Genomic DNA, 11,811 nt, shown 5'->3' on the forward strand with positions numbered 1-11,811 from the left:
GCTATGTTTCCCTTGACTACAAAAGTCTGTGACATATTTAATAAGGTGAAGCTTGTACAACCAATCGTCCTAATTTCTACTCAGTAGATACCACCGTTAATAAGTTACGTTGACTACGTATGGGCAAATAAAAAAAGGTACTGTTTCCAGTACCTTTTTTTATTGCGTTCAGAACCAATTGGAGGATTACAGATGCTCCGTCAGTATTAGTTGCTGAGGGTATATGTATTGGTGTTCAGGTCAAAGGTAATTGTGTACGTACCGCTGGTAGCTACCGAAATATTAGCACCATTTGCATTGAGCGGACCAGTGCCATCACCATTGCGCGGGCTATCGGAACCAAAGTTAACTCCCCAGTCGCTGTTCTTACGGAACTTGAATTCGCCGGCATTCAGAGCACGGGTGAGTTTGTACGTTTCAGTAGCGCAGTCGTACACCAAGGGAACATCCGTATTCCAATCAACACCTGCCGGACCAATAATGGACCAGCGGTCTGTGTTAGGCGGAAGGCACACTTTGTAGGCACTAGCTGTAAGAGGCAAAGCACCGGAATAAATCGGGGCGTTTGCGGCATAGCTGGCCCGCAGACGAACTTCAAGTGGAGTTGCCACGCCTTCGCTCAGGCCAAGGCTGTTGAGGGCAGCATTCAGAGAATCAACCCGTAGGCGGGTAGTTGGACCCGAACCAGCTGGCACGGCCACGGCCGAGGCGAAATCGTTACCCTGCAGGTCGATTTGCAGATCATATGTAACGGCCGGGTCGTAGGGATGCTCTACATTGCTCCATGCAAAGGAGGAGATAGGGGTCCAGGTGTAAGTCAGAGCAGTCTGACTTTCGTTGGCCTGCACCAGCGTTACGGAGCTATTAGAGAGAGAGAGCGTGGGCGCGTTTGAAGGAGTGAGTGTTGCCCGGGTTTCGTCTTTCTCACAGGCAGAAAAGACGAACAATAAGGAACAAAACCCCGCCAGCGTTGATAGCCAGTTTTTCATGTTGAAGGGCAAATTGAAGGTGGGAAAGCGAATGATTCAGACCTAGGTGCGGCAGCTTACTGACCGTAACCCGGGTTCTGCTTCAGGTTAGGATTCACGGTCAGGTCTGATGCTGGCAGCGGATACAGAGTGCGGAAAGACTCTACAGCCCGGCCGGCAGCTACTCCGCCCTTCCAGGGCCACAGGTAAGAACCTTCTACAAAACGGCCGTAGCGGATCAGGTCGGTCCGGCGGAAACCTTCCCAGAACAGTTCCCGGCCCCGCTCGTCGAGCAGGCCATCAACCGTCAGGCTGCTCAGGTCAGCAGTGCTGTTGGCCGTGCTTACCGGCAGGCCATAAGCCCGGCGACGGATCTGGTTGACGTAGCTCAGGGCCAGATTCGCATCACCGGCCCCGCCACGCGCTACCGCTTCGGCGTAGTTGAGCATAATTTCCGACAGACGAATCATCGGGAAGTCGACGCTGGACTGGCTTTGCGCCCCGCCCAGGGCAGTTCCTGCCGACGTCACGTTGCGGAACTTAATCACGCCGTAGCCATCCGTGAAGCTGCCGATATCGGAAATTTCCAGGTTCTGCCCCTGGGTCCAGAACTGTCCGCGGGTATCACGGACGGTATCAGCGCCAAACAGGTTAACCAGGTTTTTTGTGGAGCGCATGCCGCCCCAGCCGCCCTGAGGCATGCCATTTTTGGCTTTCCAGGCCGTGTTGCTGGGGCTGGTGGAACCGTTCACCAGGAACGTAGTGCCACCGAAGCTGCGGGTATTGTCGGCATCGAAAACAACCGGCCAGATAATCTCGTTGCGGGCCGGAGCCGTGTGGTTGTCGCCCAGGAACAGACGACCGTAAGCCGAGGCTACGTTGCCGGCAGGCGTAGTGGAAAGGCTGTAACCAGCGTCAATTACGCGTTTGGCGTAGGTGGCGGCATCAGTGTAACGAGCCGTGCCGGTGTATACCTGCGCATTCAGGTAGAGGCGGGAAAGCATCGCCCAAGCCGCGGCCTTGTCGATACGGCCGTATTCGTTGGCGCGGGGCTCCGCAAAATCGGCGTCAGTGCTCAGGGCCAGCAACTCGCTCTCAACGTAGTTGAAAAGCTCTTGGCGCGTCCGGTAAGGGGGGGTAAATGGGCCGGCCGGATCAGTCTCCACGACGAAAGGACCACCGCCGTACAGATCGATAACGTGCTGATAAGCCACCGCGCGCAGGAAACGCGCCTCCGCCCGGTAACCACGAGCGGTAGCCACTTCCGCCGCACTCAGGCGGGAGCTGAGCTTATCGTCGCTGGCTTCGCGGATGAATTCGTTGGCAACGGCAATTTCGTAGTAGATGCGGTAGTAAAGGCCGCGCACGAACGGGTTGGAGGCCGTCCAGTTCATGTTGTGCCAGTCCCGCACTCCCTGGTCACCCCAGGCAAGAATGGCTTCGTCAGTCGACAGCGTCTGAGCGCTCCACAGCTGGCGGATGTAATCGGAGAAACCTTCGTCAATCCCTTGTACGTCGCCCCCGCCGGAAGCCCCGTTATCGTCGGAGCCCAAGCCGGTTACGGCGAAGCCTGCGTATACCTTGGCCAGCACGGCCCGGTAGCCGTTCAGGTCCGTATACACACGGTCAGGAGTCGTTTCAAATTTAGGCTCCAGGTCCAGGTCGTTACAGGACGAGAGGCCGGCACTCAGGGCCAGACCAGTGGCAGCAGCCAGAAGGCCACGCGTTAGATATGTATTCATGGGTGGGACGGGTTAGAAGCTGGCGTTGATACCAAACGTGAAGGTGCGGGAACGGGGGTAGAAGTTGTTGTCTACACCATTGAAAATCTCCGGATCCAGACCGCTGTATTTGGTGATGAGGAATACGTTCTGAACAGCAGCCGTGAGCCGAAGATTCGACCCTTCACTGAAAATTTTGCCTACGTTGTAGCCCAGGGTAATATTTTCTCCCCGGATAAACGATCCGTTCTCTACGTAATAATCCGACAGCACCTGCTGGGTGCGGAAACCCGTATCACGGATGCCTACCGGCAAATTGCCCACAAAGCCAGTGGACGTATTGGCATTAGCGAAATTAGCCGAGTTGCCAGCCAGGGAGTTATACACGTAGTTGCCGGTATTGGCCCGAACTACAGCGTTCAACGTCAGGCGTTTGTAGGCAAAGTTGGTGGTGAGGCCAAACGTAGCCAACGGTGCCCGCTGCTTGTAGCGGTAGAGGTCTTGCTCGTTCACCACGCCGTCGCCGTTGCGGTCCACGTACACGCCCTCCAGCGGCCGGTTGTTCTCATCGTACACCTGCTGGTACACGTAGAAAGCGTTGTTGGGGAAACCTACCGAGTTAATCTGAACGGTGGTACCGGTACCGCCCGGAATACCTTCCACCAGATAACCTGGGAAGTCCTCCTGCTGCGGACCAAAGTCCGTGATTTCGGTTTTGTTATAGGCCCCGTTAAAGTTCAGGTCCCAGGTGAAATCCTGAGTCCGTACCGGTACTACGTTCAGGGCGAATTCAACGCCCCGGTTACGCAGCGAGCCAATGTTGCGGTTGAGCTGGTTGCTCAACCCCCCGGCTGGTACAAATACGTTTGCCAGCAGGTCAGTGGATTCGCGCTGGTACACATCAATGGTACCGGTGAGGCGATTGTCAGCCACGCCCCAGTCCAGGCCTACGTTCAGCGTTGAGGTCGTTTCCCATTTCAGCTCCGGGTTGTAGCCCGAAGGGCGCTGGGTCGTCACGTAAACGGGGGCGCCGTTGGCATCTACCCCAAACTGGTAGCGCACCGTGGAACGGCCCGTTACGTAGCGCGGGAAGTAGTCGAAGGGCCCACCGATTTCCTGCTGGCCGGTAATGCCGTAGCCGGCCCGCAGCTTGAGTTCCGTAATGGCGGCGTTATCGGCCAGGAAGCTTTCTTCCTTCAGGCGCCAGCCCAGGCCCAGGGCCGGGAAATAGCCACTGCGGTTGCCGCTGGCAAAGCGCGACGTGTTATCGTTACGTAACGTAGCCGTGAGCAGGTAGCGGTCCTTCACCGTTACGTTGGCGCGGCCGAAATAAGAGATCAGCCGGAACGGGTCGTAATAGCCAGTTACCGTTTGCACCTGATCCGTGTTGAAGAGAGTGGTCCGGTCGAAACGCAAGGGCAGGAAGAGCGGGCCCTGGGTTTCAAAATCCTGATAAGAGTAGCCGGCCTGTACATCGAAGCGGGTGCTTTCGCCCAGCTGTTTGTTGTAAGCCAGGTAGAAATCAAGCAGGCGCATATCCTTGTCCTGCTCATACCGGGCAAAGCGCCCGTTCTGGTTGATGTTGGCGGCGCCAGCGTTGAAGTTGCTGAAATCGGTTACCGAGTTGGTCGTCGAACCTTTGCCGCGCGATATATCCGTGGCCAGGTTCAGGTTGGCGCGCAGGTCGGGTAGGAAGTGGAATTTGTAGTCCAGCTGCACGTTGCCGATGAAGCGGTCCACGTCGCTCACGTTGTTCGTATTGCGAAGGGCTGCTACGGGGTTGCCGGGCGCCAGCGTCAGAGGGATACCAGCCGGAGTGAGGTACTGGGAATACCCGCCGAAGGGGGCAAACTGCGCTTCCGAAGAACGGACCGGCTGGGTAGGGTCGTAGAACAGAGCCCCACCGATGGAGCCGTTGTCGATGAACCGGTTTTCGAGGCGGGTGCCTTTGGCGTTTACATCCACGCGCAGGTGGCCATCGAGCAGCACCGGCGTCAGGCTCAGCGAGCCGGTGTTCCGCTTCAGGTTGTTGGTGATGACGATACCATCCTGGTAGAGGTTGCCATAGGAAATACGGAAGGGCACTTTTCCCAGGCTACCACGCAGGCTCACGTTATTATCGTAGCTGGCGGCGGTACGGAAAATTTCGTCCTGCCAGTCCGTGTTGGCCGCGCCCAGGGTAGCTACCTGGGAGGGAATACCGTTGGCCTCGATGAGCGAGCGGAACTCATCGGCTCCGAGGACATCATAGGTTTTAAATGGTGTGGCTATCGACGTCTGCGACGAGAAATTCACCGTCAGCTTCTCGCCCTGCAGGCCGCGCTTGGTCGTAACAAGTATTACCCCGTTGGAGGCGCGGTTACCGTAGATAGCCAGGGCCGAGGCATCCTTGAGCACCGTCACCGACTCAATATCATTGGGGTTGATGAGGGAGAGAGGGTTGCTGGCGCCACTGATGCCACCTTTATCCACGGGTACGCCGTCAATTACGAACAGCGGATCGTTGTTGGCAGTAAGCGAAGAGCCCCCGCGAATCCGGATGGTAGTCGCCGCACCGGGGGCGCCGCCGCCGGTCGTGATGTTTACCCCCGCAATTTTGGACTGCACCAGCTGCTCGGGGTTGGTTACCTGACCCGGTACGAAGTCTTTGGCCTGCACCGTGGCGATGGAGCCCGTCACGTCCTGGCGGCGCTGCACGCCGTAACCCACCACCACCGCTTCGTTGAGCAGCGTCGTGTTTTCCGAGAGCGTAAGCGTGGGCACGGTCGTGTTCTGGCCGGTCGTCACGTTGATAATCTGCCGCTGCGTAGTGAACCCTACGAAGGACATGATGAGGGTGTGGGGGCCGGAAGGCACGTTCTGAATCGAGAACGAGCCATCAGAATTGGTGGAGCCGCCCAGCGAAGAGCCCTCGATCAGCACAGTAACGCCCGGCAGGCCTTCGCCTTTCTCGTCCAGCACGCGGCCGCTTACCGTCCCGATTCCCTGAGCGTGTGCGCTGCTCACGCTCACACCTGCGCACAGGAGGGGCAGCGCCAGTTTCGCTAGATAGGGGTGTTTCATGGAAAAAGTGTTAGGGGTTGAAATGGATTTTTCCGGCCTGACCGGAGTGGGAATTTAGTGGTCCTAACTCGGGAGGCAACCAGAATACAATGAGTGAGTGACCCATTCTGCACCTGTGCTTGCGCTCCCGCTCAACATCACCAAATCATGAAGAAACAATGCAAGTTAAAGGGTTCTGGCCTACAAAAACAATGAGGGTAAAAGCATAAGTCGGATTAGTCATAATTGGATTTTGTGACTGATGATGGCCTGCGGACTGTTCGGCAGGCGGGTTAGCCACTGCAATGCTGCCAACGGCGGCCCCGATAAACCCGCCGGGAAGGGCAATCCGGGGGGCTGCAGGCGCTAATGGGACGGGGGAGTGGCTGGTAGTCTATTGACTGTTTTTGATGGTGTATTGCCGAGGCAAGGGGTTGGGGACTGGCGGATTAAGTGAACGGGCCAAATGACTGATTTTGCCACCTTAACTGGTTTTCAGAGCTCACTATTTGCGCTACATAGGCTTGTATTGATCATTTAAAGCGAGTTAAATCGAATTCCGGCGAAGAGAAGAACAATAGTGCTGGATTTAAATAGCAAATAGAAGCGGAGTTTAGGTCAATACAGCAGTAGTGTGCTCTCGTGTTCCAGGTGGCCGCAACAGGTAGATTTTTGCATATATTCTAGTGCCGTCTTTTGAGCCTGCCTCTTAACCAGAGCCGGGCTCATGCGTGATGCAGCAGACCCCTGCATTGCTTCACCCGTGAGGGCTCACTTACTGTAATAACGGAGCAGTGACGAATGTTTTGCGGTAGCTTTTCCCGGAAAAGTACAGGTTGATTTTATCGAATAGGGCGCCCCGACGGGAGGAAGCAGCACCATCAGGCGCTGACCCGCTGCCAACTGGGTGGGATAGTTTGGGTAAGTGGAGGCTAACTTTCTGAGCCCCTTCCGTAGCTTGCCACCTTGTTCCAACTGCTGTTTTCACCCATGAATCGTTTTTTACTTGCCGCGCTGCTGGGTTTACTTGCTGGTAGTGCTCGGGCCCAGACCACTGTACGCCTGACCAGTATACCTGCCGCCACGCCCGCCGGGGCCACCCTCTACCTGGCGGGCACCGTCAATAACTGGACACCCAATAGTGCCGCGCACGCCTTCAGCCGCAACCCCGACGGCACCTACCAGCTCACCCTGCCCGCCACCGTGACGGGCACCATCGAGTTCAAGTTTACTCGTGGTTCCTGGGCCACTGTGGAGGCCGATGCTCAGTTCAACGATATCGGCAACCGGCGCTACACCATCGGCAGCGGCCCGGCTACGGTGGAGCTGCAGGTGGCCGCCTGGAAAGACCAGGGCAATGGGGGCGGCAACTGCCAGAGCACCGCCCTGCAGCCCAACGTGCAGGTGCTGAGCACTGCGTTCCAGATGCCGCAGCTGGGCCGCACCCGCCGCATCTGGGTGTACCTGCCCAACGACTACGCCACGGCTCCGGCCAAGCGCTACCCGGTTCTGTACATGCACGACGGCCAGAACGTGTTCGATGCCTGCACCAGCTTCTCGGGCGAATGGGGCGTGGACGAAACCCTGAGCCAGCTGCAGCAGCAGGGCCTGGATGCCACCAGCTCCATTGTAGTGGCCGTGGACAACGGCGGCGCCGACCGGCTCAACGAACTATCTCCCTGGAATAACCCGCAGTACGGCGGCGGCCAAGGCGACCAGTACGTGGATTTCCTGGCCCAGACGCTCAAACCCTACATCGACCAACAGTACCGTACCCTCACTGGCCGCGAGTACACGGGCATTGCGGGCAGTAGCATGGGCGGCCTGATTTCCACCTACGCCGCGCTGAAATACCCGCAGGTGTACGGCCGGGTAGGCGTGTTCTCGCCGGCTTTCTGGTTTGCCCAGCAGCCGTTGTTTCAGTACCTGCGGCAGCACCCGGCCAACCCGGCCACCCGGTTCTACTTCGTGAGCGGCACCCAGGAAAGCCAGACGATGGTGCCACTCATGCAGGCCATGCGCGACTCGCTGGCCCGCGGCGGTGTGCCAGCTGCTAACCTGAGCTTCAACACGAAAGCCGACGGTCAGCACGCCGAGTGGTTCTGGAAGCGGGAGTTTTCGGCGGCGTACCAGTGGCTGATGCAGCCGACTGTAGTAACCAACGCCCGCACCAGCCGGTCGGCCCTGGCGTTTAGTGCCTATCCCAATCCTGCCAAAGACCGTTTGACACTACAGTTGCCTGCCGCCACGCGTGAAGCCCGCGTGGAAGTGTTGGACCTGAGCGGCCGCACAGTGTTGCGCGATAAGTTGAAAGCCGGGGCCACGCTGGATGTGAGTCGGCTGGCCAAAGGGCAGTACCTGCTGCGGGTCACGGCCGGCCGCGAACAAGGTACGCAGGCACTGGTGAAGGAGTAAGAGCTCATGGACGTCATTCCGAACGGAGTGAGGAGTCTGGAGCAAAAGTCGAAGCACATCCCCAAATTCCTCGCTCCGCTCGGAATGACACTGGTGTGAGAGGCGCGCCTCAGATAAAAAATTTGGGCCTACTGTTGTGTCAATCCGAACCCGGCGTACATTTGCAGCGTTCAACGCCCCAAATTCAACTTTCGGCAATGACCCTTTCGATGAACCTGCAAGCATGGTGGTGGCCCTACGGAGAATCCGGACGGGACAGCCTGTGCGTGCGTTAAGGTATCGAACTACTTTCTTCGCAACGACTCAAAAGCCCGGCCGACCAGCCGGGCTTTTTTTGTGCCCGGCGCTGGCTTACTTCTACCAACACAACCAGCCCCGCTCATGCAAACCTACCAGCTCACCACCCGCCACCTGCGCGTTCTGGCCGATACCGTAACGCCCGTGGGCCTCTACCTGCGCCTGCGCGACCGGTACGACAACTGCCTGCTGCTGGAAAGCTCCGACTACCACGGTCAGCAGAATGCGTTCAGCTACCTGGCCTTCGACCCGCTGGCCCGCTTTGAGCTGCGCGGCCGGGAGCTGACCCTCACGCTGCCCGACGATACCACCGAAACCGAGACGCTGGACTCGCCCCGCGCGGCCCTGGCCCGCCTGCAGGCCTTTGCCGCCAGCTTCCAGACCGAGGATACCGGCCACGACTTCATTACGGGTGGGCTGTTCGGGTATTTGGGCTACGAGGCGGTGCAGGCCTTTGAGGACCTCACGCTCAACCCCGACAAGCAGCCCGCCGGCCAGATTCCGGACATTCTGTACGGCACCTACCGCTACGTCATTGCCATCAACCACTTCCGCAACGAGCTGTACGTGTTCGAGCACACGCTACAGGGCCAGGAGGTGGACGAGGACGGACTGACCAAGCTGGTGAACCTGATCCGCAACCCCTCGCTGCCCGATTTCAAGTTCCGGACGGAAGGGGAGGAGCAGACCAACCAGACCGACGAGGAGTTCCTCAAGGTGCTGGCCCAGGGTCAGCAGCACTGCCTGCGGGGCGACGTGTTTCAGATTGTGCTGTCGCGCCGGTTTCAGCAGGGCTTTTCGGGCGACGAGTTCAACGTGTACCGGGCGCTGCGTTCCATCAACCCCTCGCCCTACCTGTTCTACTTCGATTACGGCTCCTTCAAGATTTTCGGGTCGTCGCCGGAGGCGCAGGTGCGCATCCAGGGCCGCGAGGCCAGCCTGTTCCCCATTGCGGGCACCTTCCGCCGCACCGGCCACGACACCGAGGACGCCGCCCTGGCCCAGAAGCTGGCCGACGACCCCAAGGAAAACGCCGAGCACGTGATGCTGGTGGACCTGGCCCGCAACGACCTGGCCCGCCACGGCGACAACGTGCGGGTGAAAACCTTCCGCGAAATCCAGTTCTACTCGCACGTGATTCACCTAGTGAGCGAGGTGAATGCCACCCTGGCTGCCGGCACCAACTCGCTGCAAGTGGTGGCCGATACCTTCCCGGCCGGCACGCTCTCGGGCGCCCCCAAGCACCGCGCCATGCAGCTCATTGATGGCCTGGAACCGACCGCCCGGGGTTACTACGGCGGCGCCATCGGCCACCTGGGCTTCAACGGCGACTTCAACCACGCCATCATGATCCGCTCGTTCCTGAGCACCGCCGGCCAGCTCTACTTCCAGGCCGGCGCCGGCGTGGTGGCCGCCTCCGACATCAACTCCGAACTCAACGAAGTGCACCACAAGCTAGCCGCCCTGCGCAAGGCGCTGCAGGCCGCGGAGCAGGTGTAGCATCGGTGGCAGCCGTCCCAGGGCTGAAGCCCTGGGCTACGGAGCACTCCTTATAGAAGTCACTCACTAGCCCAGGGCTTCAGCCCTGGGACCATCGGGCCGACCGGCCGAACCCAATGAACATTCTCGTTATCGACAACTACGACTCCTTCACCTACAACCTCGTGCAGGTGCTGCGGGAGCTGGGGCATACGGACAACGTAACCGTGATTCGCAACGACAAGCTGGCCGTGGACGACGTGGCCGCCTACGACGCGGTGCTACTGTCGCCCGGTCCCGGCGTGCCGTCGGAAGCAGGTTTGATGCCGGAAATCATCCGCCGCTACGCGCCTTCTAAGCGGATACTGGGCGTGTGCCTGGGCCACCAAGGGTTGGCGGAGAGCTTCGGCGGGGAGCTGTACAACCTGCCCCAGGTACTTCACGGCCTGGCCACCGACGCTCACCTCACCGCCCCCGACAAGCTGTTCGATGGCCTGCCCGACACCTTCAAAGTAGGCCGCTACCACAGCTGGAGCGTGCGCCCCGAAAGCATCCCCGCCGAGCTGGAAGTCACCGCCCTCGACGCCGACGGGCAGGTGCTGGCCTTCCGCCACCGGGAGTATGATGTGCGCGGTGTGCAGTTCCATCCCGAGTCCATCCTCACCGAGCACGGCCACCAGATACTGCGCAACTGGCTGAGCTAGTTGGTTGTAGAGACGCAATATTTTGCGTCTCGTCGTTGAACGACAATAGTAGCGCGGAGCTAACAACATCAGCACGCGGGGAGACGCAAAATATTGCGTCTCTACCTCCAGCAATTACCCACTCAATTCCCCCAAACCCGCCTTCGTGGCGGTCTGATTGTGAAACAGATTCTCAATAAACTATTCGACCAGCAGCTGCTGACTCACCCCGAGGCGCTGGAAGCCATGCTGCGCATTGGGCAGGGCGAGGCCAACGCGGCGGAAATGGCGGCCTTCATGAGCGTGTACCGGATGCGGCCCATTTCGGTGCCGGAGCTGGCGGGCTTTCGCGAGGCCCTGCTGAGCCTCAGTCGCGACCCGGAGCTGGGCACCCGCGACACGGTGGACATTGTGGGCACCGGCGGCGACGGCAAGGACACGCTCAACATCAGCACGCTGGCCTGCTTTGTGGTGGCCGGGGCCGGCTACAAGGTCACCAAGCACGGCAACATTGGCGTGTCGTCGGTGTGCGGGTCGTCGGATGTGCTGCAGCAGCTGGGCGTGGAGTTTGGGGTGGGCAACGACGTGCTGCAGCGGCAGCTGGAGCGGGCCGGCATCTGCTTCCTGCACGCGCCGGCCTTCCACCCGGCCATGCGCCACGCCGGGCCGGTGCGCCGGGAGCTGGGCGTACGCACGTTCTTTAACATTCTGGGCCCGCTGGTGAACCCCGCGCGGCCGAAGTTCCAAGTGGCGGGCACCTTCAGCCTGGAGCTGCTGCGCCTCTACCACTACCTGCTCCAGCAGACTGATACCCGCTACGCCGTAGTCCACGCCCTCGACGGCTACGACGAGCTTTCCCTCACTGCCGCCGCCAAGCTGGCCACGCCCGAGGGCGAACGGGTGGTATCGGCTGCCGACCTAGGCCTGACTCTGAACCAGCCCGAGGAGCTGGCCGGCGGCCGCACCGCCGCCGAATCGGCCGCCATCTTTGTGGATGTGCTGGAAGGCCGCGCCACCCGCGCCCAGCGCGACGTGGTAACGGCCAACGCGGCCCTGGCCATCGGCTGCCTGGAACCCACCTTCAGCTTCGCCGACAGTCTGGCCGCCGCCCGCGAGTCGCTGGATTCCGGCCGCGCCCGCCAAGCGCTGCGGACACTCATTAGTTGTTAGTTGTCAGTTGTTGGTTGTCAGGTCGCTCATCTATAC

Annotated in this window: 7 protein-coding genes; 4 read left to right on the forward strand and 3 right to left on the reverse strand. The window is 59.7% G+C overall.

Annotation, left to right across the window (positions count from 1 at the left end; all coding sequences use genetic code 11):
• Positions 1–206: 206 nt before the first annotated feature.
• From KLP40_RS06520 to KLP40_RS06530, 3 genes are read right to left on the reverse strand one after another with little or no spacing between them, the layout of a single operon-like run.
• Positions 207–989, reverse strand: a complete 783-nt coding sequence (locus tag KLP40_RS06520; RefSeq protein ID WP_215592956.1) for a SusE domain-containing protein — start codon at positions 987–989, stop codon at positions 207–209.
• Between the two features lie 56 nt (positions 990–1,045).
• Positions 1,046–2,710, reverse strand: coding sequence for a RagB/SusD family nutrient uptake outer membrane protein (locus KLP40_RS06525; RefSeq protein WP_215592957.1), 1,665 nt, complete (start codon positions 2,708–2,710; stop codon positions 1,046–1,048).
• Between the two features lie 12 nt (positions 2,711–2,722).
• Positions 2,723–5,752 (reverse strand): SusC/RagA family TonB-linked outer membrane protein, encoded by a 3,030-nt coding sequence (locus tag KLP40_RS06530; protein WP_215592958.1) that lies wholly within the window; start codon positions 5,750–5,752, stop codon positions 2,723–2,725.
• A 969-nt stretch (positions 5,753–6,721) separates the two neighbouring features.
• Here KLP40_RS06530 and KLP40_RS06535 point away from each other — a divergent pair.
• From KLP40_RS06535 to trpD, 4 genes are all read left to right on the forward strand, one after another.
• Complete coding sequence (locus KLP40_RS06535) at positions 6,722–8,146, forward strand: alpha/beta hydrolase-fold protein (protein ID WP_215592959.1); 1,425 nt, start codon at positions 6,722–6,724, stop codon at positions 8,144–8,146.
• A gap of 381 nt (positions 8,147–8,527) precedes the next feature.
• A complete protein-coding gene (locus KLP40_RS06540; RefSeq protein ID WP_215592960.1) occupies positions 8,528–9,943 on the forward strand; it encodes an anthranilate synthase component I family protein in 1,416 nt (471 codons plus the stop codon).
• Between the two features lie 116 nt (positions 9,944–10,059).
• Complete coding sequence (locus tag KLP40_RS06545) at positions 10,060–10,626, forward strand: anthranilate synthase component II (protein ID WP_215592961.1); 567 nt, start codon at positions 10,060–10,062, stop codon at positions 10,624–10,626.
• Between the two features lie 159 nt (positions 10,627–10,785).
• On the forward strand, positions 10,786–11,775 hold the full coding sequence (gene trpD / locus KLP40_RS06550) for an anthranilate phosphoribosyltransferase (protein ID WP_215592962.1): 990 nt from the start codon (positions 10,786–10,788) through the stop codon (positions 11,773–11,775).
• Positions 11,776–11,811: the final 36 nt, after the last annotated feature.

The sequence above is a fragment of the Hymenobacter piscis genome (genome assembly GCF_018760735.1).
Lineage (GTDB): Bacteria > Bacteroidota > Bacteroidia > Cytophagales > Hymenobacteraceae > Hymenobacter > Hymenobacter piscis.